The sequence below is a fragment of the Citrobacter sp. RHB35-C17 genome (assembly GCF_013816795.1).
Taxonomy (GTDB): domain Bacteria; phylum Pseudomonadota; class Gammaproteobacteria; order Enterobacterales; family Enterobacteriaceae; genus Citrobacter_A; species Citrobacter_A amalonaticus.
In genome coordinates, this window is record NZ_CP057150.1 from 4,684,299 (window position 1) to 4,710,150 (window position 25,852).

Below are 25,852 nucleotides of genomic sequence, written 5' to 3' on the forward strand. Positions count from 1 at the left end.
CGAATTTTTCTACAACCACTGATTTTTACATCAGTTTACTGCTTAATTTGATGCCTGGCAGTTCCCTACTCTCGCATGGGGAGACCCCACACTACCATCGGCGCTACGGCGTTTCACTTCTGAGTTCGGCATGGGGTCAGGTGGGACCACCGCGCTACAGCCGCCAGGCAAATTCTGTTTATTAACCCGCCTTTCGCCGGTTAATCTAATCTGTAATCACGCTGAAAATTTTCTCTCAATTCCGCCAAAACAGCTTCGGCGTTGTAAGGTTAAGCCTCACGGTTCATTAGTACCGGTTAGCTCAACGCATCGCTGCGCTTACACACCCGGCCTATCAACGTCGTCGTCTTCAACGTTCCTTCAGGACCCTTAAAGGGTCAGGGAGAACTCATCTCGGGGCAAGTTTCGTGCTTAGATGCTTTCAGCACTTATCTCTTCCGCATTTAGCTACCGGGCAGTGCCATTGGCATGACAACCCGAACACCAGTGATGCGTCCACTCCGGTCCTCTCGTACTAGGAGCAGCCCCCCTCAATTCTCCAGCGCCCACGGCAGATAGGGACCGAACTGTCTCACGACGTTCTAAACCCAGCTCGCGTACCACTTTAAATGGCGAACAGCCATACCCTTGGGACCTACTTCAGCCCCAGGATGTGATGAGCCGACATCGAGGTGCCAAACACCGCCGTCGATATGAACTCTTGGGCGGTATCAGCCTGTTATCCCCGGAGTACCTTTTATCCGTTGAGCGATGGCCCTTCCATTCAGAACCACCGGATCACTAAGACCTGCTTTCGCACCTGCTCGCGCCGTCACGCTCGCAGTCAAGCTAGCTTATGCCTTTGCACTAACCTCCTGATGTCCGACCAGGATTAGCTAACCTTCGTGCTCCTCCGTTACTCTTTAGGAGGAGACCGCCCCAGTCAAACTACCCACCAGACACTGTCCGCAACCCGGATTACGGGCCCACGTTAGAACACCAGCCATTAAAGGGTGGTATTTCAAGGATGGCTCCACACGAACTGGCGTCCGCGCTTCAAAGCCTCCCACCTATCCTACACATCAAGGACCAGTGTTCAGTGTCAAGCTATAGTAAAGGTTCACGGGGTCTTTCCGTCTTGCCGCGGGTACACTGCATCTTCACAGCGAGTTCAATTTCACTGAGTCTCGGGTGGAGACAGCCTGGCCATCATTACGCCATTCGTGCAGGTCGGAACTTACCCGACAAGGAATTTCGCTACCTTAGGACCGTTATAGTTACGGCCGCCGTTTACCGGGGCTTCGATCAAGAGCTTCTCCTTACGGATAACCCCATCAATTAACCTTCCGGCACCGGGCAGGCGTCACACCGTATACGTCCACTTTCGTGTTTGCACAGTGCTGTGTTTTTAATAAACAGTTGCAGCCAGCTGGTATCTTCGACTGATTTCAGCTCCACGAGTAAATCGCTTCACCTACATATCAGCGTGCCTTCTCCCGAAGTTACGGCACCATTTTGCCTAGTTCCTTCACCCGAGTTCTCTCAAGCGCCTTGGTATTCTCTACCTGACCACCTGTGTCGGTTTGGGGTACGATCTGATGTTACCTGATGCTTAGAGGCTTTTCCTGGAAGCAGGGCATTTGTCACTTCAGCACCGTAGTGCCTCGTCATCACGCCTCAGTGTTAAAGTGAACCGGATTTACCTGGAACACACACCTACACGCTTAAACCGGGACAACCGTCGCCCGGCCAACATAGCCTTCTCCGTCCCCCCTTCGCAGTAACACCTGGTACAGGAATATTAACCTGTTTCCCATCGACTACGCCTTTCGGCCTCGCCTTAGGGGTCGACTCACCCTGCCCCGATTAACGTTGGACAGGAACCCTTGGTCTTCCGGCGAGCGGGCTTTTCACCCGCTTTATCGTTACTTATGTCAGCATTCGCACTTCTGATACCTCCAGCATGCCTCACAGCACACCTTCACAGGCTTACAGAACGCTCCCCTACCCAACAACACTTAGTGTCGCTGCCGCAGCTTCGGTGCATGGTTTAGCCCCGTTACATCTTCCGCGCAGGCCGACTCGACCAGTGAGCTATTACGCTTTCTTTAAATGATGGCTGCTTCTAAGCCAACATCCTGGCTGTCTGAGCCTTCCCACATCGTTTCCCACTTAACCATGACTTTGGGACCTTAGCTGGCGGTCTGGGTTGTTTCCCTCTTCACGACGGACGTTAGCACCCGCCGTGTGTCTCCCGTGATAACATTCTCCGGTATTCGCAGTTTGCATCGGGTTGGTAAGCCGGGATGGCCCCCTAGCCGAAACAGTGCTCTACCCCCGGAGATGAATTCACGAGGCGCTACCTAAATAGCTTTCGGGGAGAACCAGCTATCTCCCGGTTTGATTGGCCTTTCACCCCCAGCCACAAGTCATCCGCTAATTTTTCAACATTAGTCGGTTCGGTCCTCCAGTTAGTGTTACCCAACCTTCAACCTGCCCATGGCTAGATCACCGGGTTTCGGGTCTATACCCTGCAACTTAACGCCCAGTTAAGACTCGGTTTCCCTTCGGCTCCCCTATTCGGTTAACCTTGCTACAGAATATAAGTCGCTGACCCATTATACAAAAGGTACGCAGTCACCCCATAAAGAGGCTCCCACTGCTTGTACGTACACGGTTTCAGGTTCTTTTTCACTCCCCTCGCCGGGGTTCTTTTCGCCTTTCCCTCACGGTACTGGTTCACTATCGGTCAGTCAGGAGTATTTAGCCTTGGAGGATGGTCCCCCCATATTCAGACAGGATACCACGTGTCCCGCCCTACTCATCGAGCTCACAGCACATGCAATTTTGTGTACGGGGCTGTCACCCTGTATCGCCGGCCTTTCCAGACCGTTCCACTACCACACATGCTGATTCAGGCTCTGGGCTGCTCCCCGTTCGCTCGCCGCTACTGGGGGAATCTCGGTTGATTTCTTTTCCTCGGGGTACTTAGATGTTTCAGTTCCCCCGGTTCGCCTCGTTAACCTATGGATTCAGTTAACGATAGTGCAACGAATTGCACTGGGTTTCCCCATTCGGACATCGCCGGCTATAACGGTTCATATCACCTTACCGACGCTTTTCGCAGATTAGCACGTCCTTCATCGCCTCTGACTGCCAGGGCATCCACCGTGTACGCTTAGTCGCTTAACCTCACAACCCGAAGATGTTTCTTTCGATTCATCATCGTGTTGCGAAAATTTGAGAGACTCGAACACACCATTAACAGTGTGTCGTTTCAATTTTCAGCTTGATCCAGATTTTTAAAGAGCAAAACTTCGCAGCGCACCCTTTCAGGTACACTCTGAAGTTTTCTTGATTACGTTCTACAGTATGGTGGAGCTATGCGGGATCGAACCGCAGACCTCCTGCGTGCAAAGCAGGCGCTCTCCCAGCTGAGCTATAGCCCCATACAGTGTAGTCAGAACCTCTGTACCGATAATTTTTCCTGAGACAAGGCGTGGAATGGCGAAGCATACTTAAAGTATGCGAGTCGTTTCACAACGCAGTATTCAGGGAAAATTTGGTAGGCCTGAGTGGACTTGAACCACCGACCTCACCCTTATCAGGGGTGCGCTCTAACCACCTGAGCTACAAGCCTGTAGAGGTTTTACTGCTCGTTTTTCATCAGACAATCTGTGTGGGCACTACAAAGGCAGGTTCTTTAAGGTAAGGAGGTGATCCAACCGCAGGTTCCCCTACGGTTACCTTGTTACGACTTCACCCCAGTCATGAATCACAAAGTGGTAAGCGCCCTCCCGAAGGTTAAGCTACCTACTTCTTTTGCAACCCACTCCCATGGTGTGACGGGCGGTGTGTACAAGGCCCGGGAACGTATTCACCGTGGCATTCTGATCCACGATTACTAGCGATTCCGACTTCATGGAGTCGAGTTGCAGACTCCAATCCGGACTACGACATACTTTATGAGGTCCGCTTGCTCTCGCGAGGTCGCTTCTCTTTGTATATGCCATTGTAGCACGTGTGTAGCCCTGGTCGTAAGGGCCATGATGACTTGACGTCATCCCCACCTTCCTCCAGTTTATCACTGGCAGTCTCCTTTGAGTTCCCGGCCGGACCGCTGGCAACAAAGGATAAGGGTTGCGCTCGTTGCGGGACTTAACCCAACATTTCACAACACGAGCTGACGACAGCCATGCAGCACCTGTCTCACAGTTCCCGAAGGCACCAAGGCATCTCTGCCAAGTTCTGTGGATGTCAAGACCAGGTAAGGTTCTTCGCGTTGCATCGAATTAAACCACATGCTCCACCGCTTGTGCGGGCCCCCGTCAATTCATTTGAGTTTTAACCTTGCGGCCGTACTCCCCAGGCGGTCTATTTAACGCGTTAGCTCCGGAAGCCACGCCTCAAGGGCACAACCTCCAAATAGACATCGTTTACGGCGTGGACTACCAGGGTATCTAATCCTGTTTGCTCCCCACGCTTTCGCACCTGAGCGTCAGTCTTCGTCCAGGGGGCCGCCTTCGCCACCGGTATTCCTCCAGATCTCTACGCATTTCACCGCTACACCTGGAATTCTACCCCCCTCTACGAGACTCAAGCCTGCCAGTTTCGAATGCAGTTCCCAGGTTGAGCCCGGGGATTTCACATCCGACTTGACAGACCGCCTGCGTGCGCTTTACGCCCAGTAATTCCGATTAACGCTTGCACCCTCCGTATTACCGCGGCTGCTGGCACGGAGTTAGCCGGTGCTTCTTCTGCGGGTAACGTCAATGGCTAAGGTTATTAACCTTAACCCCTTCCTCCCCGCTGAAAGTACTTTACAACCCGAAGGCCTTCTTCATACACGCGGCATGGCTGCATCAGGCTTGCGCCCATTGTGCAATATTCCCCACTGCTGCCTCCCGTAGGAGTCTGGACCGTGTCTCAGTTCCAGTGTGGCTGGTCATCCTCTCAGACCAGCTAGGGATCGTCGCCTTGGTGAGCCGTTACCTCACCAACTAGCTAATCCCATCTGGGCACATCCGATGGCAAGAGGCCCGAAGGTCCCCCTCTTTGGTCTTGCGACATTATGCGGTATTAGCTACCGTTTCCAGTAGTTATCCCCCTCCATCGGGCAGTTTCCCAGACATTACTCACCCGTCCGCCACTCGTCAGCAAAGCAGCAAGCTGCTTCCTGTTACCGTTCGACTTGCATGTGTTAGGCCTGCCGCCAGCGTTCAATCTGAGCCATGATCAAACTCTTCAATTTAAGTTTGATGCTCCTAGAATTAAACGTCGTAATGAATTACGTGTTCACTCTTTGAGACTTGGTATTCATTTTTCGTCTTGCGACGTTAAGAATCCATGTCACTCTGAGTGCCCACACAGATTGTCTGATAAATTGTTAAAGAGCAGTTGCGACGCGCTTTAGCGCTCTGTCGCGAGGTCACGTATATTACGTTTTCCTCATTCAGAGTCAAGCATTTATTTTGCTTTTCTCTGTCGGTGTTCATCACTGGTTTTCACCGGAGAACCCTGCTGACCCGGCGGCTTGCGTGCCGTTGTTCCGTGTCAGTGGAGGCGCATTATAGGGAGTTATTTCGGGCTGACAAGGGGAAATTTAAAATAATTTTCCGAGTGTTCTTTTTTTCACCAAAACCGGTATTAACGTGCCATAAAATAAGCGTTTTGCTGTTTTTGCAGCCGCAATCACACTTCCTGGTGGCATACTAATGAGTAAGAAAAAGATAAAGGACAAAGAGTCATGCCTTTAAGCGCACAACAGTTGGCTGCACAGAAAAACCTTTCCTATGTCCTGGCTGAGAAGCTGGCGCAGCAGATCCTCAAAGGTGCATATGCCCCTGGTGCCATTCTTCCTGGCGAAATTGAGCTTGGCGAACAGTTTGGTGTGAGTCGGACCGCCGTTCGGGAAGCAGTTAAAACATTAACGGCCAAAGGGATGGTGCTCCCGCGCCCTCGCATTGGCACCCGAGTGATGCCACAGGCAAACTGGAATTTCCTCGATCAGGAATTACTCACCTGGTGGATGACTGAAGAGAATTTTCAGCAAGTTATTGAACACTTTCTGGTGATGCGTATTAGCCTGGAGCCTCAGGCGTGCTCGCTGGCGGCAACAATCGGTACCGCAGAACAAAAAGCGCATCTAAATACATTAATGGAAGAGATGGTGGCGTTGAAAAAGAACTTTAAGCGCGAGCGCTGGATTGAAGTGGACATGGCCTGGCATGAACACATTTATGAAATGAGCGCGAACCCGTTCTTAACCTCTTTTGCCTCGTTGTTTCATTCTGTCTACCATACCTATTTTAATTCAATTACTTACAACACCGTTGTGAAGCTGGATTTGCATCAGGCGATTGTCGATGCCATTGCACAAAGCGACGGTGACGGTGCGTTTAATGCCTGTCAGGCGCTACTGTTCGCCCCAAATGAACGTCCAGAAAATAACCAGGATTGTGCATGACCAACAAAAAAGTACGCAGTATGGCCGGATTGCCGTGGATAGCGGCAATGGCTTTCTTCATGCAGGCACTGGACGCCACTATTCTAAATACCGCTTTACCCGCCATTGCCCAGAGTCTCAATCGCTCCCCACTGGCAATGCAGTCCGCGATTATCAGCTATACCCTGACGGTAGCCATGCTAATTCCGGTGAGCGGATGGCTGGCCGATCGCTTTGGTACCCGACGCGTATTCATGATCGCTGTGAGCTTGTTCACGCTCGGCTCACTCGCCTGTGCGCTTTCAAGTACGTTACCGGAGTTGGTTATCTTTCGCGTGATTCAGGGGATTGGTGGCGCAATGATGATGCCCGTTGCTCGCCTGGCATTATTAAGAGCTTACCCACGCAGTGAACTGCTGCCGGTGCTGAATTTTGTGACGATGCCTGGACTGGTCGGCCCCATTCTGGGTCCCGTACTGGGAGGCGTTCTGGTCACCTGGGCCAGTTGGCACTGGATTTTCCTGATCAATATTCCGATAGGAATCGCCGGTATTTTATATGCGCGCAAATATATGCCGAACTTCACCACCCCTCGGCGCAAATTTGATATGACTGGCTTCTTTCTTTTCGGCCTGAGTCTGGTGCTCTTTTCCAGCGGGATGGAGTTATTTGGCGAGAAAATTGTCGCCACCTGGATAGCACTGACCATTATTCTGCTGAGTATTGTGTTACTGCTGGCTTATATTCGTCATGCGCGACGCCATCCCACCCCGCTTATTTCGTTGTCACTGTTTAAGACGCGCACTTTCTCCGTCGGCATTTCCGGTAACCTGGCAACCCGTCTGGGAACAGGATGTGTGCCGTTCCTGATGCCATTGATGCTACAGGTAGGATTTGGCTTTCCGGCGCTGATTGCCGGTTGCATGATGGCGCCCACCGCGCTGGGTTCAATACTGGCGAAGTCGATGGTGACGCAGGTACTGCGCCGTCTGGGTTATCGAACCACCCTGGTGGGCATTACGGTCTTTATCGGATTGATGATTGCGCAGTTTTCTCTGCAATCTCCCGCCATGCCCGTCTGGATGTTGATTCTGCCGTTATTCATTCTCGGGATGGCGATGTCGACGCAATTCACCGCAATGAACACCATTACGCTGGCCGATCTGACCGATGATAACGCCAGCAGTGGCAACAGCGTACTGGCCGTTACGCAACAACTGTCCATCAGTTTAGGGGTAGCGATAAGCGCGGCGGTGTTACGCATTTATGAAGGGATGGAAGGAACCAATACGGTCGAACAGTTCCACTACACCTTTATAACGATGGGTGCGATTACGATCGTGTCAGCCCTGATGTTCATGTTGCTGAGAGCCAAAGATGGCCGCAACCTGATCAAAGAGCGACACAAACCTACACGGAACCCCGCGCCATCAAAACAGGAGTAAGTTGCAAACGCTGCTGTTGTAGGGCGGGTTGCGCCATCCGATGAATCAGAACATCGATGGCCAGCTCACCCAGTTCATCTTTCGGCTGATGAATCGTGGTAAGCGGCGGCGTCATGTAACGCGCCAGTTCGATGTCATCGTAGCCAATCACCGCCATGTCCTGCGGAATTCGCAATCCGGCCTGGTACAACGCCTGATAGGCGCCGACGGCCATGGCATCATTGCCGGTAAACACAGCGTGGGGCCGATGTTGATGCGAAAGCAGTTTCTGCATGGCCTCAAACCCACCGCCAAATTCAAAATCACCGGTAATTTCGTAACCGTCCGGGATATCCAGCCCGGCACGCTTCATCGCTGCGCGATACCCTTCCAGACGCAATCGCGCCGGGGTTTTATCCAATGGCCCGGTAATACAGGCGATACGGGTAAAGCCTTTATCAATCAAATGCTGTGTAGCCAGGTCGCCGCCAAGCAACGAGTTATCCTGAATAAGATCGCTATCCCCATCGCCATCAAAAGGCGACCAGTCCATCATAACAGTAGGGATAGAAGGATAGCGCTGCATGATCTCACGCGATGGCTGGTGTGTTTCGGTACAGAGCAACAATAAACCATCCACCCGCTTTTGCATCAGGGTTTCCAGATTACGGTTCATGCGCTGCTCATCGCCTTCAGTATTGCATAACACCAGGCTATAGCCGCGTTCAAAACAGCTGCGCTCAACGCCACGCACCAGTTCGGAATAAAAGGGGTTGGTACTCGCTGTAATCAGCATGCCGATGGTGCGCGTCTGATTCAGCTTCAGGCTGCGCGCCAACGCAGAAGGGGCGTAATTTAATGACTTGATCGCCGCATCGACTTTTTCAGTTATCGCTTCACTGACAAAGCGATCCTTATTAATGACATGCGAAACGGTTGAAGTGGAAACGCCCGCCAGGCGGGCAACATCCTTCATGGTAGCCAAGCGTTACCTCTGCTGACCTAAAAACGCCTCAATTTCTTCACGCCACGGCACGGAAGGCTGTGCTCCTTTACGGGTCACCGCAATTGCCGCAGCGGCATGCGCAAAGCGGATTGCGTCAGACAACGGTTTTTCTTCCAGCAGAGCGGTGATCAGCGCGCCGTTGAAGGTATCGCCCGCAGCGATAGTATCGACAGCGTCAACTTTAAATCCAGGTATCCGACTGCCTTCGCCATTCACACTGGCCCAGACACCCCGGCTTCCTAATGTAATCAATACGGTACGAATGCCTTTTGCATGCAGCGCCTGGGATGCTTTCGCTGCGTCTGTATCAGTTTCGACACGGATCCCCGTCAGCTTTTCCGCTTCGGTTTCGTTGGGGGTGATGATATCCACCAGCGCCAGCAGTTCGTCGGATAACTCACGCGCCGGAGCCGGGTTCAGCGCCACAATCGTATTGTTTTGCTTTGCGATCTTCGCGGCCGTCAACACGCTTTCTATCGGCGACTCCAGTTGCATCAACAATGCAGATGCCTGAGCAATGCGCTCACGCTGCGCCTCAACGAATGCAGGGGAAAGCGCCGCATTAGCGCCAGCATGAATACCAATAACGTTTTCACCGTCGCCGTTCACAAAAATCAGCGCCACGCCGGTGGACTCACCGCTAATGACACTGATCGAATCGACGTCAATGTTGTCACTGACAAGCTGTTTACGGATGTTACTTCCGATATCGTCATCGCCCGTACAGGCAATGAACGCAATATTAGCCCCACTGCGACCCGCAGCCACCGCCTGATTCGCCCCTTTACCGCCAAAAGCCACCTGATAGTGATTTCCGGTGACGGTTTCGCCTGGCGTAGGGAATGTTTCAAGGTTCAGGATATGGTCGGCATTAATGCTGCCTAGAACGACAAGACTGCCTGCGGTTTTCATGTTCGGGGTGTCCATCTGAGATCGCCACCGGTATTACCCGGTGGCGTATGCCACACTTTTCTTTATATTTAGTCCCTCAGGCGACACGCGGTCGCCTGAATCGCCAGTTACTGCTTGATGACCAGCTTCAGGTCAACTGGATATTTGGCCTGAACTTTCTCGCCTTTCAGCACCTTATCCGCTGTCTCAACGCCTTTTGCGCCGATCTGGTCCGGTAACTGTGCGATAGTCGCAGCCAGTTTGCCATCATTTACCGCTTTTTCGCCATCAGGCGTACCGTCAAATCCGACCACCATCACATCAGATTTACCTGCGGTTTGCAGAGCACGCAGCGCACCCAGCGCCATTTCATCGTTCTGTGCAAAAACAGCCTGCACGTCCGGATGCGCAGTCAGTAGGTTCTGCATAACGTTCAGACCCTTAGTGCGGTCGAAATCTGCCGGCTGACTGGCCAGAACGTTAAATTTGTGTGCCGCAACGGCCTGCTGGAAACCTTCACCACGCTCACGCGCCGCGGAAGTCCCGGCAATACCTTGCAGTTCAATGACTTTTGCGCCTTCACCGGCTTTTTTGGCGATGTAATCACCGGCGATTTTCCCGCCCAGCACGTTATCAGATGCGATATGGCTGACGACGTCACCTTTAGTTGCCTGGCGGTCAAGGGTAATCACCGGGATATTCGCCTGGTTCGCCATCTTCACTGCGTTACCCACCGCGTCGGAATCCGTCGGGTTGATCAGCAGAATTTTAGTACCACGTACGGTTAAATCCTGAACGTTCGCCAACTCTTTCGCCGGGTTGTTCTGAGAATCCAGTACCACCAGGTTGTAACCCAGCTTGTCAGCCTCTTTCTGCGCCCCGTCTTTCAGCGAGACAAAGAACGGGTTATTAAGCGTGGAGACCACCAGCGCAATGGTATCTTTCGCCATTGCATTCGCGCTCACGGTGGCGCTTAGCGCAACAGCAGAAACCAGGGTAGCCAGTTTTTTCATGTTCATATTTAAGATGTCCTGTAGTCGTTGTTACTGCTTTTTGTTGTCTACCAGTACCGCCAGCAAAATCACCACCGCTTTGACGATCATCTGGTAATAGGAGGAAACACCTAACAAATTCAAACCATTATTGAGGAAACCCAGAATTAATGCGCCGATCAAGGTCCCAACAATACGACCTTTGCCGCCCGCCAGACTGGTCCCACCCAGCACAACGGCTGCGATGGCATCCAGCTCATAGCCCGTACCGGCAGTCGGCTGGGCAGAGGAGAGGCGCGCCACTTCAATGATGCCCGCCAGCGATGCCAGCAGCCCACACAGTGAATAGACGATAATCTTGATTTTACTGACGCTAATGCCAGACAGACGCGTTGCCGCTTCGTTACCACCCAGCGCATAGATATAGCGACCCAGACGAGTGTGGTGCAACATGTACCATGCCGCCAGGAAAACAATACCCATGATCCAGACCGGCGTTGGAACCCCCAGCGGACGACCGATACCGAACCAGCCAAACAGATCGGCATTATCGGTAAAGCCCGTATTAACCGGACTCCCGTTGGTGTACACCATTGTCACGCCGCGCAGCAGTAGCATCATGACCAGCGTGGCGATAAACGCCTGCACGCGGCCTTTCGCTACAATCACACCTGTGACTGCGCCAACAGCGGCACCTAATGCCAGGGCAGCAGCAACGGCCACCAGCGCGTTAACTTCAATCCCTACAATTGAAGCCGCCACCGCGCCGGTGAGCGCCAGCAAGGAACCGACAGACAGATCGATACCCGATGTCAGGATCACCAGCGTCATCCCCACCGCCATAATGGCGTTCACGGATGTCTGTTGAAGAATGTTGAACAGGTTATTGACGGTAAAAAAGTTAGGGCTCAACGTCGAGACAATCGCGATCAGCACCAGCAGGGCGATGAGCGACTTCTGCTCCATCAACCACGCTTTGGTGAAATAACGGCGACCAGAAACAGCCTGGGTAGTCATCTTTTTTACTCCTGATTCACGCGATTAAGCTTGCCTACAGCGGCAGCCATCAGAACTTCCTGGGTGGCCTGCTCGCGAGTGAATTCACCGCCGAGATGCCCTTCATGCATGACGATAATGCGATCGCTCATGCCTAATACTTCTGGCATCTCAGAGGAGACCAGAATGATGCTCAGGCCGTCGGCCTTAAACTGGTTAATTAACTGATAAATTTCTTTCTTGGCCCCCACGTCCACGCCGCGGGTAGGCTCATCGAGGATCAGCACCTTCGGACGGGTCATCAACCCACGGGCAATCGCCACTTTCTGCTGGTTGCCACCGGACAGCAGACCGATAGCCTGTTCCATCGACGGCGTCTTCACGTTGAACAGGCGGATAAAATCGCTTACCGCCTGTTGCTCATCCTTATGCTTCAGACTGCCGCCGCTGCGACTGAAATAGCGCAGCGCGGTCAGCGACATATTCTCTTTTACCGACATACCGAGCACTAAACCGTCGCGCTTGCGGTCTTCAGAAATATAGACGATACCGTTCGCCAGTCCGTCCTGCGGAGAACGAGTGATCACTTCATGCCCGTCGAGCGTGACATAACCACTGGTGCGTGGCAGCGCGCCATACAGAACCTTCATCAGTTCGGTACGCCCGGCTCCCATCAGGCCCGAGATCCCTAATATTTCACCTTTACGCAGAGTAAAAGAGACATCGTTCACACCGGGTCCGCACAGGTTATCGACCTTCAGACGGATGTCGCCAGGCGCTTTATCCAGGCGCGGATACTGCTCTTCGAGCTTACGTCCCACCATCATCTCTATCAGGGAGTCTTCGGTCAGCGAGGCCACTTCACGTTCGGCAATAAACTGCCCGTCGCGGAAAACGGTCACGTCATCGCAAATCTCGAAGATCTCTTTCATGCGGTGAGAAATATAGACAATACCGCGCCCCTGCGACTTCAGTTCGCGGATCACGCGGAACAGGGATTCGGTTTCGGTATCGGTGAGCGCATCCGTTGGCTCATCCATAATGATGACTTTCGACTCAAAGCTCAGCACTTTGGCGATCTCGACCATCTGCTGGTCGCCAATCGACAATTCACCAACCTGGCGGTCGCTCTTAAAGCGCAGATTGAGTTTAGCTAACAGGAGATCCGCTTCGGCATACATTTTCTTCCAGTCAATCTTGCCAAAGCGGTTAACGAATTCGCGGCCGAGGAAAATATTTTCCGCAATGGTGAGTTGCGGGATCAGGTTAAGTTCCTGATGGATGATGCCGATACCGGCTTCCTGGGACGATTTAGGGCCATTAAAGGTGGTTTCTTTACCCAGCCACAACAGCGAACCCGCATCACGGGTATAGATACCGGTCAGCACCTTCATCATGGTGGATTTGCCGGCACCATTTTCCCCCACCAGCGCCATCACGCGGCCGGGATAAACATTGAGTGCGGCGCCGGATAGCGCTTTCACGCCAGGGAACGCTTTATCGATCCCTTTGAGTTGCAGTAATGCGTCCATGACAGCCTCAGAAAGTGACGCCAGCACAGAGAATGATATTCGCATACGGGGAACACTCCCCGCTGCGAATTACCGCCTGACTGTCTGCGGTTTGTTTTTTAAATTGTTCATGCGTGGTGTAACGAATTTCTATGGTATTTCCCTGGTGTTGTTGCAGTTGCTCGATATGGCTGAGCAACGTTTCGTGGAGCTGCGGATTATGTTGTTTAATTTCCGTCGCGAGAATGGCCGACTCAACCTGCATTTCACGGGTCACCACATCCAGTACCTGCATAAAAGAAGGTACGCCCTGGGTTAATGCCATATCAATACGCGTAGTTCTGTTCGGGATGGGTAAACCTGCATCACACACCACCAGCGTATCGGTATGCCCCAGACGGGAGATCACCGATGAAATCTCTGAATTGAGTACAGTGCCTTTCTTCATTTTCTTACTCCACTAGCGAAACGTTTCGCTGGTATTGAGTGTAGTCTGAGAAGTGAGCAAATAACCATCATTTCGTAACAGATTTGTGATCACCGTCGAAACGTTTCGCTAAGTGAAATGGAAAGAGAGACAAAGCAGAGCTGGACGGGAAGAAAAATGCCGGGCAAGCGTTGCGCTGCCCGGCTGGATGAGCACGTTAAATCTCGACCTGTGTCCCCAGTTCAATCACGCGGTTAGGCGGGATCTCAAACTGGTCAGGCGCGCGCAGCGCGTTACGCTGGAGAAGCAGATACAGCTTGCCACGCAGACGCAAATACCAGGGGCGTTTGCCGACGATTAACGACTCGTGCGACATAAAGAACGACGTTTCCATCATCCGGCAACTCAACCCTTCCAGACCGCAGCGATGGAAGACTTCTTCAACATTCGGCGTTTCACGCCAGCCGTAACTGGCAACGACGCGCCAGAAGGTTGGCGAAAGCTGTTCAATCTGCACACGACGGACGTTATGCACGTACGGCGCATCTTCAGTCCGCAGCGTCAGCAGGATCACTCGCTCATGCAATACCTTGTTGTGCTTGAGATTGTGCATCAGAGCAAAGGGGATCACATTCAGCGCGCGAGACATATATACCGCAGTTCCCGGCACGCGTACCGGCGGGGATTTCTCCAGCGAGGCAATCATCGCTTCCAGAGAATTACCGTGCTCATGCATACGACGCAGCAGGCGGAAACGTTCACTCTTCCAGGTAGTCATGATGGTGAACATCACCAGACCCAGCGATAACGGTAACCAACCACCAGACAGCAGTTTGTCGAGGTTTGCCGAGAACAACGGAATATCAATACACAAGAACGCGACGAGAATCAGCGCCACGAAGTACTTATTCCAGTGCCAGTTTTTACGCGCCACGGTGGTTGAGAGAATCGAGGTCAGCACCATCGTGCCGGTCACGGCAATCCCGTACGCCGCCGCCAGGTTACTGGAGTGTTCGAAGCTGACAATCACAATGACCACTGCGATATAAAGCATCCAGTTGACGAACGGAATGTAGATCTGCCCGGACTCCATTTCTGACGTATGAATGATACGCATGGGCGACAGATATCCCAGGCGAACCGCCTGACGCGTCAGCGAGAAGACGCCTGAAATCACCGCCTGAGAGGCGATCACCGTCGCCAGCGCCGCAATGATCAGCAGCGGAATCAACGCCCAGTCCGGCGCCAACAAGAAGAACGGGTTTTTAATCGCTTCCGGATGCTTTAACAGCAGCGCGCCCTGACCAAAGTAGTTGAGCACCAGCGAAGGCAGTACCACGGTGAACCACGCCAGACGGATGGGGAACTTACCAAAGTGCCCCATATCGGCATACAGCGCTTCGACACCGGTAATCGACAGAACCACCGCGCCAAGCGCAACAAAGGAGACGGTTTTATATTCCAGAAAGAAATGCACCGCCCACATCGGGTTCAACGCCTGCAGCACTTCGGGGTTGGCAATAATGCTGCGCAGGCCAAGCACGGCCAGAATCAAAAACCAGGCCAGCATGATAGGCGCAAATAACTTCCCCACCATCCCGGTACCGTGCTTCTGAATCATAAACAGCAGCGTCAGGACGATTATCGACAGCGGGACAATCCAGGTATCCAGCTGCGGCGCAACAATCTCCAGACCTTCAATGGCCGACATGACCGAAATGGCCGGGGTGATCACCACCTCACCATAAAAAAAGCTGCCGCCGATTAAGCCCATGATGACCAGCATAGAGGTCGTTCGCGCGGAGGTATTACGACCCGCCAGCGACATCAGGGTCAGGATCCCCCCTTCACCAGCGTTATCAGCACGCATGACGAAAGTCAGATACTTAATCGAAACAACAAAGATGAGTAGCCAGAAAATCAGCGACAAAAAACCAAAAACGGCATCGCGTTCAACGCCAAAACCAAACTGACCGGACAAACATTCACGAAGTGTATAAAGTGGGCTGGTACCAATATCACCGTAGACAACCCCAATGGCTGCGAGGGTAATCGCAGACAATGATTGCTTATTATCAGTGCTCATAGACTAGTCTTTCATATATAAAGAAATGTGTGCGTAGTCCCTTGGCCCACAAAAAGCGCACAGTATGCACGATTCCAAGCAAAATCGTACCCCTAAATGAGACCAGATTAACCTGGCTCAAAGAAAAATAAACAGCCTCCCGAACAAGTTCAGCCAGTGAACCGAAACGTCTATACTCGCTGTTAACGCAGTACATTTATGAAAGGACGCCACTCTATTATGGCTCACCCACATTTATTAGCGGAAAGAATTTCCCACCTGAGCAGCGCGCTGGAAAAAGGTCTCTATGAGCGCAGTCACGCCATTCGGCTTTGCCTGCTGGCCGCCCTGAGCGGCGAAAGCGTTTTCTTACTTGGCCCTCCAGGGATCGCCAAAAGCCTGATTGCCCGTCGGCTGAAATTTGCCTTCCAGAATGCGCGGGCGTTTGAATATCTGATGACGCGTTTTTCCACGCCGGAAGAGGTTTTTGGCCCACTCTCTATTCAGGCGCTTAAAGATGAAGGTCGTTACGAACGCTTAACCGCCGGTTATCTTCCCGAAGCGGAAATCGTCTTTCTTGATGAAATCTGGAAAGCGGGTCCGGCAATCCTCAATACCCTGCTGACTGCGATTAACGAACGTCACTTTCGCAACGGCGCGCACGAAGAAAAAATCCCCATGCGCCTGCTGGTGGCCGCCTCCAACGAACTACCGGAAGCAGACAGCAGTCTGGAAGCACTGTACGACCGTATGCTGATCCGTCTGTGGCTGGACAAAGTGCAGGACAAAGCTAACTTTCGCTCCTTACTGGTAAACCAACAGGACGAAAGCGAAAACCCGGTTCCCGCCTCACTACAGGTGAGCGATGAAGAGTATTACCGCTGGCAGAAAGACATTGGCGCAATTACGCTGCCCGATCATGTTTTTGAGCTGATTTTTACGCTGCGCCAGCAGTTGGATAATCTGCCGAATGCGCCTTACGTCTCAGACCGTCGCTGGAAAAAAGCGATTCGTCTGTTACAGGCCAGCGCCTTCTTTAGCGGGCGTGACGCCGTTGCCCCTATCGATCTCATTCTGCTAAAGGACTGCCTGTGGTACGACGCCCAGAGCCTGAACCTGATGCAGCAACAGCTCGAAATATTGATGACCGGACACGCCTGGCAACAGCAAACCATGCTGACACGCCTCGGCGGTATCGTCCAGCAACGCATTCAGTTACAGCAGCAACAAAGCGATAAAACCGCGTTTACCGTGCTGCGTCAGGGTGGCATGTTCAGCCGTCGTCCGCATTACGATTTGCCCGCCGAGGTCACTGCGACAACTCTAACGCTACTTCTGCAAAAACCCTTGAAATTGCATGATATGGAAGTGATCCACATCGCTTTTGATCGCAGCGCGCTGGAGCAATGGCTGGCGAAAGGGGGCGAGATCCGCGGTAAACTCAACGGGATCGGGTTTGCTCAGACGCTGAATATGGAAGTCGATAGCGCCCAGCATCTGGTTGTGCGCGATGTGAGTCTACAGGGCACGCGCCTGGCGCTTCCTGGTTCTTCGGAAGAAGCCATGCCCGGCGAAATCAAGCAGCAGCTGGAGGCGCTGGAAAACGACTGGCGCCAGCAGCATACCCGCTTTAGCGAACAGCAAAAGTGCCTGTTTATTCATAGCGACTGGTTAGGTCGTATTGAGGCCAGCCTTCAGGATGTCGGTGAGCAGATCCGTCAGGCGCAACAATGCTGACACTGGATACACTCAATGTCATGTTAGCCGTCAGTGAAGAGGGGATGATCGAAGAGATGATCCTCGCGCTGCTGGCCTCGCCACAGCTGGCGGTCTTTTTTGAAAAATTTCCCCGTCTGAAAGCGGCAATCACGGACGATCTACCGCGCTGGCGCGAAGCGCTTCGTCGGCGGCTTAAAGATGCACGCGTACCGCCAGAGCTGACGGAAGAGGTGATGTGCTACCAGCAGAGCCAGCTTCTCTCCACCGCGCAGTTCATCGTCCAGCTACCGCAAATATTGACGCTATTACACCGGCTGCACTCGCCGTATGCCGGACAGGCGCAGCAACTGGTGGACAGCAACACGATATTCACCCCCGCCCTGCACACGCTCTTTTTACAGCGTTGGCGCTTAAGTCTGGTGGTGCAGACCACGACACTGAATCAGCAATTGCTTGAAGAAGAGCGTGAGCAGTTACTGAGTGAAGTTCAGGAACGAATGACCCTGAGCGGGCAACTGGATCCGGTTCTGGCAGAAAACGAAACCGCTGCAGGCCGCCTGTGGGATATGAGCGCCGGTCAGCTCAGACGCGGTGATTATCAGTTGATCGTGAAGTATGGTGATTTTCTGCGCGAACAGCCGGAGTTGATGCGACTGGCAGAGCAACTGGGGCGTTCCAGGGAAGCCAAATCCGTTCCACGAAAAGATGCGCCGATGGAGACCTTTCGCACGCTGGTGCGCGAGCCCGCAACGGTTCCTGAGCAGGTTGATGGTATTCAGCAAAGTGACGATATTCTGCGTCTGTTGCCACCGGAACTGGCCACGCTCGGCATAACAGAACTGGAATATGAGTTCTACCGGCGGCTGGTGGAAAAACAACTGCTCACTTATCGTCTGCACGGTGAAGCCTGGCGCGAGAAGGTCACTGAACGACCGGTGATTCATCAGGATTTCGATGAACAGCCGCGCGGGCCGTTCATTGTGTGCGTTGACACCTCCGGCTCAATGGGGGGCTTTAATGAACAGTGCGCAAAGGCCTTTTGCCTGGCCCTGATGCGCATTGCCCTTGCCGATAACCGTCGTTGCTTCATCATGCTGTTTTCCACCGAAGTGGTGCGCTATGAGCTTTCCGGCCCACAAGGCATTGAGCAGGCTATCCGCTTTCTGAGCCAACGCTTTCGCGGCGGTACGGATATCGCCAGCTGTTTTCGCGCCATTATTGAACGCATGCAGGGACGAGAGTGGTTTGATGCCGATGCGGTGGTGATTTCAGATTTTATCGCCCAGCGGTTGCCTGACGAAGTGGTGAGTAAAGTCGGAGAGCTGCAGCGGGTTCATCAACATCGCTTTCACGCGGTGGCGATGTCAGCACATGGCAAACCCGGCATCATGCGCATTTTCGATCATATCTGGCGCTTTGATACCGGGATGCGAAGCCGCCTGCTCAGACGCTGGCGGCGATAAGATTACAGCAGCGAAGCAACGCTTTCACGGACCTGTGCAGGCCATACACCGCACTGAACCTGACCTATGTGCGGCAGTTGCAGCAGCAGCATGGTTAAGCGCGACTGACCAATGCCGCCGCCGATAGTCTGCGGCATTTCACCGCGCAGCAGCGCCTGGTGCCATTCCAGACTCAGACGATCTTCATCACCGGTAAGCTTAAGCTGATGTTTCAGCGCGTCGGCATCGACACGGATGCCCATGGAAGAGAGTTCAAACGCATCTTCCAGCACCGGGTTCCAGACCAGAATATCGCCGTTCAGACCGGCATACCCCAACTCGGATGCGGAGCTCCAGTCATCATAGTCCGGCGCACGAACGTCATGGCGGTGGCCATCGCTGAGCTTACCGCCGATCCCCACCAGGAAGACCGCGCCTAACTCTTTGGCGATCGCACGTTCACGACCTTTTGCATCAAGACCCGGATAACGGCTCAGTAATTCCTGGCTGTGAACAAAGTGGATCTGCTCTGGCAGGAACGGTGCCAGACCAAATTCTTTGCTTACCGCTGCTTCGGTCGCTTTAATTCCCGCCCAGATAGCCTCTACCGTGCTTTTCAGAGTGGAGAACTGACGCTCACCGTCGCCCATCACGCGTTCCCAGTCCCACTGATCGACATACACTGAGTGGAGCGGGGAGAGACGATCTTCATCCGGGCGCAGGGCTTTCATGTGCGTGTAGAGCCCTTCGCCAGCGCTGAAGTCGTGTTGTCCCAGTGTTTGACGCTTCCACTTCGCCAGCGAATGAACCACTTCGAACTGGGCATCTGGCAGCGCTTTCACTTTCACCGGCACCGCTTTTTCACAGCCCGACAAGTTATCCTGCGTGCCATCCCCTACACGGCTGAGGATCGGTGCCTGGACTTCAATCAGACCCAGACGCTCCTCCAGTTGACGAGAGAAGTGAGATTTCACGAAGCTAATTTGGCGTTGTTTGGCAATGTAAGCGGTTTTCATTTTTTTACTCCTGCGTCCTGTTGCCTATGATTAAGCAACAGAATGAGGGCAATATTCAATAATCAACAAACAAAAAGCCTGATTCGATTTTGTTTCGTTAAAATTACCCGCTAAAATAGAGAGAATCATTAATACACATAAGAAAAAGCGATGGAAAATTATCAGATCGACAATCTGGACCGAGGCATTCTGGATGCCTTAATGGAAAATGCCCGTACCGCCTACGCCGAACTGGCAAAACAGTTTGGCGTCAGTCCTGGGACCATTCACGTGCGTGTGGAGAAAATGAAACAGGCGGGGATCATCACCGGTGCGCGCATTGACGTCAGCCCGAAGCAACTCGGTTATGACGTCGGCTGCTTTATCGGCATCATTCTCAAAAGCGCCAAAGACTATCCTTCGGCGTTGGCCAGACTGGAAAGCCTGGATGAAGTCACTGAGGCGTACTACACCACCGGCCACTACAGCATCTTTATTAAGGTCATGTGCCGGTCGATCGATGCCCTCCAGCATGTACTTATCAACAAGATCCAAACAATTGATGAAATTCAGTCCACCGAGACGCTGATCGTCCTGCAAAACCCGATTATGCGTACCATCAAGCCGTGATCGCCTTTTTTAATCCCACATTTTTCCACAGGTAGATCCCAGCTCACTCACAGCGTACAATAGCCCTTCTTTAACAGGATGGGCTCGTATGGCTGACATAACTCTTATTAGCGGCAGCACCCTCGGCGGCGCTGAATATGTTGCAGAACACCTGGCTGAAAAGCTGGAAGATGCCGGTTTTTCTACTGAAACCCTGCACGGCCCGCTGTTAGAGGATCTTTCTGCCTCCGGGATCTGGTTGGTCATTAGCTCCACGCACGGTGCGGGAGACATTCCGGATAACCTTGTTCCTTTATATGAAGATCTTCAATCGCAAAAACCAGATCTGTCGCAGGTTCGTTTCGGTGCGATCGGTATCGGCAGTCGCGAGTATGACACCTTCTGTGGCGCTATCGAGAAGATCGAAGCTGAACTGAAGCATTCCGGAGCCAGACAGATCGGCGAAACGCTGAAGATCAACATCCTTGAACACGATATTCCGGAAGATCCGGCAGAAGCCTGGCTGGGATCGTGGATTAATTTACTCAAATAAGTGTAAAGATCGTGCGATCGTGTGTGGATAAATCTGTCAGGAACCTTGGATCAACCAGTAGTTATCCAAAGAATAACCATTGTTCAGTTTTTGAGTTGTGTATAACCCTTCATTCTGATCCCAGCTTATACGGACCAGGATCACCGATCATTCACAGCTAATGATCCTTACCAAAGTATTGATCTTAATACCGGGATCCGCCTTATCCACAGCCAATGGCGATCCTAATAAGAGATCACAATAGAACAGATCTTTAAATAAAAAGATCTTCTTTTTAATAGCCAGGATCCCGGGGTCTTTCTCAAGCCGACAAAGTTGAGTAGAATCCACCGCCCGGGCTTCAATCCATTTTCACACCGCGTTATGCGAGGCAATTACCATGTTTTATCCGGATCCTTTTGACGTCATCATCATTGGCGGGGGTCATGCAGGCACTGAGGCCGCGATGGCCGCAGCGCGTATGGGTCAACAAACCCTGCTTTTGACACACAATATCGACACGCTGGGGCAGATGAGCTGCAACCCGGCGATTGGCGGTATTGGGAAGGGACACCTGGTAAAAGAAGTGGATGCGCTCGGCGGGCTGATGGCACAAGCAATCGACCAGGCAGGTATCCAGTTTAGGATACTAAACGCGAGCAAAGGACCGGCGGTTCGCGCTACCCGTGCTCAGGCGGATCGTGTGCTGTACCGTCAGGCGGTGCGTACCGCGCTGGAGAACCAACCCAACCTGATGATCTTCCAGCAGGCGGTTGAAGATCTGATTGTTGAAAACGATCGTGTCGTTGGCGCTGTGACCCAGATGGGGCTAAAATTCCGCGCCAAAGCGGTAGTGTTAACCGTTGGAACTTTCCTTGACGGCAAAATTCATATTGGTCTGGATAATTACAGCGGTGGCCGTGCTGGCGATCCGCCATCCATTCCGCTCTCTCGTCGTCTGCGCGAACTGCCGCTGCGCGTAAGCCGTCTTAAAACCGGCACCCCGCCGCGTATCGATGCACGCACGATTAATTTCAGCGTGCTGGCGCAGCAGCATGGCGACAACCCAATGCCGGTCTTCTCGTTCATGGGCAATGCTGCCCAGCACCCACAACAGGTGCCGTGCTATATCACGCATACCAACGAGAAAACCCATGACGTGATCCGTAATAACCTCGATCGTAGCCCGATGTATGCAGGTGTGATCGAAGGGATCGGGCCACGTTACTGCCCGTCGATCGAAGATAAAGTGATGCGCTTTGCCGATCGTAACCAGCACCAGATCTTCCTGGAGCCGGAAGGGCTTACCTCAAATGAAATTTACCCGAACGGGATCTCCACCAGCCTGCCTTTCGACGTGCAGATGCAGATTGTCCGCTCAATGGAAGGGATGGAGAACGCGAAAATCGTCCGTCCGGGTTATGCCATTGAGTATGACTTTTTCGACCCGCGCGACCTGAAACCGACGCTGGAAAGCAAATTTATCCAGGGCCTGTTCTTCGCCGGACAAATTAACGGTACCACCGGCTACGAAGAGGCTGCTGCCCAGGGCCTGCTTGCAGGGCTCAATGCCGCGCGTCTGTCCGCAGACAAAGAGGGGTGGGCACCGGCACGTTCTCAGGCCTATCTCGGCGTACTGGTCGACGACCTGTGCACGCTGGGCACCAAAGAACCGTACCGCATGTTTACCTCGCGTGCCGAATACCGTCTGATGCTGCGCGAAGACAACGCCGATCTGCGTTTGACCGAAATGGGGCGTGAACTGGGGCTGGTGGATGACGTGCGTTGGGCTCGCTTCAACGAGAAGCTGGAGAACATCGAACGCGAACGCCAGCGCCTGAAATCTACCTGGGTGACGCCTGCGGCGGAATCGGCCAACGAAGTGAATGCTCACCTTACTGCGCCGCTGTCTCGTGAAGCCAGTGGTGAAGATCTGCTGCGTCGTCCGGAAATGACCTATGCACAGCTCACGACCCTGACGCCGTTTGCCCCCGCACTGGAAGACGCGCAGGCTGCTGAGCAGGTTGAAATCCAGGTGAAGTACGAAGGTTATATCGCTCGTCAGCAGGATGAGATTGAAAAACAGCAGCGCAATGAAAACACGCTGCTGCCTGCCACGCTGGATTACCGCCAGGTATCTGGCCTGTCGAATGAAGTGATTGCCAAGCTAAACGATCACAAGCCGGTTTCGATCGGCCAGGCATCGCGCATCTCTGGCGTCACGCCTGCCGCTATCTCCATTCTGCTGGTGTGGCTGAAAAAACAGGGTATGCTGCGCCGCAGCGCTTAATGTGTTGAACGTTGCCCGGTGGCGCATTGCTTACCGGGCAAATTAGTTAAAACAGGTAATCACCGTGCTCAACAAACTCTCACGCCTGCTGGCAGACGCCGGCATTTCGCTTACCGATCATCAGAAAAATCAGCTGATTGCGTATGTTGAAATGCTGCACAAATGGAACAAAGCGTACAACCTGACCTCTGTGCGGGATCCCAACGAGATGCTGGTTCGTCACATTCTCGACAGTATTATCGTGGCACCGCATTTGCAGGGTGAGCGTTTTATTGATGTCGGTACCGGACCGGGGTTGCCGGGCATTCCGTTGTCCATTGTGCGTCCGCAAGCGCATTTCACCCTGCTCGACAGTCTGGGTAAACGCGTGCGTTTCCTGCGTCAGGTCCAGCATGAGCTGAAGCTGGCTAACATCACGCCAGTGCAAAGTCGTGTGGAAGAATTTCCCGCAGAGCCACCGTTTGATGGCGTGATCAGCCGGGCGTTCGCTTCACTCAATGACATGGTGAGCTGGTGTCACCACCTTCCGGGCGAGAAGGGCTGTTTTTATGCGCTGAAAGGCCAGCTACCGGAAGACGAAATAGCGTCGCTTCCTCCTGCGTTTTGTGTTGAATCGGTAGTTAAACTGCAGGTTCCGCATCTGGAAGGTGAGCGCCATCTGGTGGTGATTAAGCCAAACAAAATTTAATATTTATCAAAAAAAATAGAGAAAAATCGGTCTTTTTATTGTTAAAACACTGAGACATTTTTGCCGATATAAGTCGTCACACTTAACGCCACATTTACTGTCTATTATCAACAGGGCAACGTGGCTTTTTTGGCTAAAGACAAAATTAGTCAACACTGAAAATATCAGGCTGCTAAAAATCCAGGCGTAGAATCACTCTCGAGTGTTGAATTTTTATTAAAAATGTCAATGGTTGGTTTTTGAGATGTAATCGGTCGTTTTTAAAAGAGTGAGTGATTTTAGGCTTAAATATCAGAAAGTTGAAAAGGCATCATTTGCCAAGTAAATAAATACCGTCGGGGCGAATATGCTCAATATGTGATCTGAAGCACGCTTTAACACCAGTGTTTACGCGCTATTTGCAGTTTTGCATGATCGTTCACAGTTTGGCTAAAAGTCATAAATGTGGGCCAGGGAAAAATATTTAAACATTTATTCACCTTTTAGCTACTTATTGTTTGAAATCACGAGGGCGCACCGTATAATTTGACCGCTTTTTGATGCTTGACTCTAAGCCTCAAAGAACGTTTTATACGACACGCGGCATACCTCGAAGGGAGCAGGAGTTAAAAACGTGATGTCTGTGTCGCTCTTGAGTCGAAACGTTGCTCGTAAGCTTCTGTTCATTCAGTTTCTGGCGGTAGTAGCAAGTGGATTGCTGTTCAGCCTCAAAGACCTCTTCTGGGGCACTTCCGCAATATGCGGAGGTATGGCAGTCTTTCTGCCTAACGTGTTGTTTATGATATTTGCCTGGCGTCACCAGGCGCATACACCTGCTAAAGGCCGAGTGGCCTGGACGTTCGCCTTCGGCGAAGCCTTCAAGGTGTTAGCGATGCTGATTTTGCTGGTGGTGGCGCTGGCGGTTTTCAAGGCGGTATTTTTGCCGCTGATCGTTACGTGGGTTTTGGTGCTGGTGGTTCAGATACTGGCGCCGGCTGTAATTAACAACAAAGGGTAAAAGGCATCATGGCTTCAGAAAATATGACGCCGCAGGATTACATAGGACACCATCTGAACAACCTTCAGTTGGACCTGCGTACATTCTCGCTGGTGGATCCGCATAACCCCCCAGCCACCTTCTGGACGCTCAATATTGACTCCATGTTTTTCTCGGTGGTGCTGGGTCTGTTGTTCCTGGCTTTGTTCCGCAGCGTGGCCAAAAAAGCGACCAGCGGCGTACCAGGCAAGTTTCAGACCGCGATTGAGCTGATAATCGGCTTTGTGCATGGTAGCGTGAAAGACATGTACCATGGCAAAAGCAAGCTGATTGCACCACTGGCCCTGACGATCTTCGTCTGGGTATTCCTGATGAACCTGATGGACTTACTGCCAATCGACTTGCTGCCGTACATCGGCGAGCATATCTTCGGTCTGCCTGCACTGCGCGTGGTTCCGTCTGCTGACGTGAACGTTACCCTGTCCATGGCGCTCGGCGTATTTATCCTCATTCTGTTCTACAGCATCAAAATGAAAGGCATCGGTGGCTTCGCGAAAGAGTTGACGCTGCAGCCGTTCAATCACTGGGCGTTCATCCCTGTCAACTTAATCCTTGAAGGGGTAAGTCTGCTGTCTAAACCGGTTTCTCTCGGTCTGCGACTGTTCGGCAACATGTATGCCGGTGAGCTGATTTTCATTCTGATTGCTGGTCTGTTGCCGTGGTGGTCACAGTGGATCCTGAATGTGCCGTGGGCCATTTTCCACATCCTGATTATTACGCTGCAAGCCTTCATCTTCATGGTTCTGACGATCGTCTATCTGTCGATGGCGTCTGAAGAGCATTAATTTACCAACACTACTACGTT

18 protein-coding genes, 2 tRNA genes and 3 rRNA genes are annotated in these 25,852 nt (G+C 52.5%); 10 read left to right on the forward strand and 13 right to left on the reverse strand.

The window, feature by feature from the left end; all coding sequences use genetic code 11:
- Positions 1 to 52: 52 nt before the first annotated feature.
- The 5 genes from rrf to HVZ37_RS22250 all read right to left on the reverse strand — a co-directional run bounded on the left by rrf (position 53) and on the right by HVZ37_RS22250 (position 5,230).
- Positions 53 to 168, reverse strand: a 5S ribosomal RNA gene (rrf, locus tag HVZ37_RS22230).
- Between the two features lie 97 nt (positions 169 to 265).
- Positions 266 to 3,171, reverse strand: a 23S ribosomal RNA gene (locus tag HVZ37_RS22235).
- A 181-nt stretch (positions 3,172 to 3,352) separates the two neighbouring features.
- Positions 3,353 to 3,428, reverse strand: a tRNA-Ala gene (locus tag HVZ37_RS22240).
- A 114-nt stretch (positions 3,429 to 3,542) separates the two neighbouring features.
- A tRNA-Ile gene (locus HVZ37_RS22245) sits at positions 3,543 to 3,619 on the reverse strand.
- A 69-nt stretch (positions 3,620 to 3,688) separates the two neighbouring features.
- Positions 3,689 to 5,230: ribosomal RNA gene (locus HVZ37_RS22250) — 16S ribosomal RNA — on the reverse strand.
- The 16S, 23S and 5S rRNA genes sit together here with 2 tRNA genes alongside, the layout of an rRNA operon.
- 495 nt (positions 5,231 to 5,725) lie before the next feature.
- On the opposite strand from HVZ37_RS22250, the gene HVZ37_RS22255 reads away from it, so the two are divergent.
- Both HVZ37_RS22255 and mdtD read left to right on the forward strand, forming a co-directional pair.
- Complete coding sequence (locus HVZ37_RS22255) at positions 5,726 to 6,445, forward strand: FadR/GntR family transcriptional regulator (RefSeq protein ID WP_156595003.1); 720 nt, start codon at positions 5,726 to 5,728, stop codon at positions 6,443 to 6,445.
- Entirely contained in the window at positions 6,442 to 7,869 is a 1,428-nt protein-coding gene (gene mdtD, locus HVZ37_RS22260) for a multidrug transporter subunit MdtD (RefSeq protein ID WP_156595004.1), read from the forward strand. Before HVZ37_RS22255 ends, mdtD begins: the two co-directional genes overlap by 4 nt.
- Here the strand turns inward: mdtD and rbsR are convergent.
- The 7 genes from rbsR to kup all read right to left on the reverse strand — a co-directional run bounded on the left by rbsR (position 7,835) and on the right by kup (position 15,757).
- Positions 7,835 to 8,833, reverse strand: coding sequence for a ribose operon transcriptional repressor RbsR (gene rbsR, locus HVZ37_RS22265; protein ID WP_099433244.1), 999 nt, complete (start codon positions 8,831 to 8,833; stop codon positions 7,835 to 7,837). The two genes, mdtD and rbsR, sit on opposite strands and share 35 nt — an antisense overlap.
- A gap of 3 nt (positions 8,834 to 8,836) precedes the next feature.
- Positions 8,837 to 9,766, reverse strand: a complete 930-nt coding sequence (gene rbsK / locus HVZ37_RS22270; RefSeq protein ID WP_099433255.1) for a ribokinase — start codon at positions 9,764 to 9,766, stop codon at positions 8,837 to 8,839.
- A gap of 107 nt (positions 9,767 to 9,873) precedes the next feature.
- Positions 9,874 to 10,764 (reverse strand): ribose ABC transporter substrate-binding protein RbsB, encoded by an 891-nt coding sequence (gene rbsB / locus HVZ37_RS22275; protein WP_042998766.1) that lies wholly within the window; start codon positions 10,762 to 10,764, stop codon positions 9,874 to 9,876.
- A gap of 24 nt (positions 10,765 to 10,788) precedes the next feature.
- The gene (rbsC, locus tag HVZ37_RS22280; protein ID WP_042998765.1) at positions 10,789 to 11,754 is read right to left on the reverse strand and encodes a ribose ABC transporter permease; all 966 of its coding nucleotides are present in this window, start codon (positions 11,752 to 11,754) and stop codon (positions 10,789 to 10,791) included.
- A gap of 5 nt (positions 11,755 to 11,759) precedes the next feature.
- Positions 11,760 to 13,265 (reverse strand): ribose ABC transporter ATP-binding protein RbsA, encoded by a 1,506-nt coding sequence (gene rbsA, locus HVZ37_RS22285; protein ID WP_061069422.1) that lies wholly within the window; start codon positions 13,263 to 13,265, stop codon positions 11,760 to 11,762.
- Positions 13,266 to 13,272: 7 nt separating this feature from the next.
- Positions 13,273 to 13,692 (reverse strand): D-ribose pyranase, encoded by a 420-nt coding sequence (gene rbsD / locus HVZ37_RS22290; RefSeq protein WP_042998763.1) that lies wholly within the window; start codon positions 13,690 to 13,692, stop codon positions 13,273 to 13,275.
- 196 nt (positions 13,693 to 13,888) lie between these two features.
- Positions 13,889 to 15,757 (reverse strand): low affinity potassium transporter Kup, encoded by a 1,869-nt coding sequence (kup, locus tag HVZ37_RS22295; protein ID WP_042998762.1) that lies wholly within the window; start codon positions 15,755 to 15,757, stop codon positions 13,889 to 13,891.
- A gap of 219 nt (positions 15,758 to 15,976) precedes the next feature.
- Here kup and ravA point away from each other — a divergent pair, with 219 nt between their 5' ends.
- A complete protein-coding gene (ravA, locus tag HVZ37_RS22300; protein WP_181627985.1) occupies positions 15,977 to 17,473 on the forward strand; it encodes an ATPase RavA in 1,497 nt (498 codons plus the stop codon).
- Positions 17,467 to 18,918, forward strand: a complete 1,452-nt coding sequence (viaA, locus tag HVZ37_RS22305) for an ATPase RavA stimulator ViaA (protein WP_130097587.1) — start codon at positions 17,467 to 17,469, stop codon at positions 18,916 to 18,918. The genes ravA and viaA overlap by 7 nt, the downstream gene beginning before the upstream one ends.
- Before the next feature lie 2 nt (positions 18,919 to 18,920).
- Here the strand turns inward: viaA and asnA are convergent, their stop codons facing one another.
- A complete protein-coding gene (asnA, locus tag HVZ37_RS22310) occupies positions 18,921 to 19,913 on the reverse strand; it encodes an aspartate--ammonia ligase (RefSeq protein WP_181627986.1) in 993 nt (330 codons plus the stop codon).
- 150 nt (positions 19,914 to 20,063) lie between these two features.
- Here asnA and asnC point away from each other — a divergent pair, with 150 nt between their 5' ends.
- The 6 genes from asnC (at position 20,064) to atpB (ending at position 25,832) form a co-directional block, all read left to right on the forward strand.
- Positions 20,064 to 20,522 (forward strand): transcriptional regulator AsnC, encoded by a 459-nt coding sequence (gene asnC, locus HVZ37_RS22315; RefSeq protein WP_042323573.1) that lies wholly within the window; start codon positions 20,064 to 20,066, stop codon positions 20,520 to 20,522.
- A gap of 88 nt (positions 20,523 to 20,610) precedes the next feature.
- Entirely contained in the window at positions 20,611 to 21,054 is a 444-nt protein-coding gene (gene mioC, locus HVZ37_RS22320; protein WP_042998758.1) for an FMN-binding protein MioC, read from the forward strand.
- Positions 21,055 to 21,433: 379 nt separating this feature from the next.
- Entirely contained in the window at positions 21,434 to 23,323 is a 1,890-nt protein-coding gene (mnmG, locus tag HVZ37_RS22325) for a tRNA uridine-5-carboxymethylaminomethyl(34) synthesis enzyme MnmG (protein WP_104445856.1), read from the forward strand.
- 64 nt (positions 23,324 to 23,387) lie between these two features.
- Entirely contained in the window at positions 23,388 to 24,011 is a 624-nt protein-coding gene (rsmG, locus tag HVZ37_RS22330) for a 16S rRNA (guanine(527)-N(7))-methyltransferase RsmG (RefSeq protein WP_042998756.1), read from the forward strand.
- Positions 24,012 to 24,627: 616 nt separating this feature from the next.
- Positions 24,628 to 25,008, forward strand: coding sequence for a F0F1 ATP synthase subunit I (gene atpI / locus HVZ37_RS22335; protein WP_042323565.1), 381 nt, complete (start codon positions 24,628 to 24,630; stop codon positions 25,006 to 25,008).
- 8 nt (positions 25,009 to 25,016) lie between these two features.
- Positions 25,017 to 25,832: a F0F1 ATP synthase subunit A gene (atpB, locus tag HVZ37_RS22340; RefSeq protein WP_042998755.1), complete on the forward strand. Its 816-nt coding sequence runs from the start codon at positions 25,017 to 25,019 to the stop codon at positions 25,830 to 25,832.
- Positions 25,833 to 25,852 lie beyond the last annotated feature (20 nt).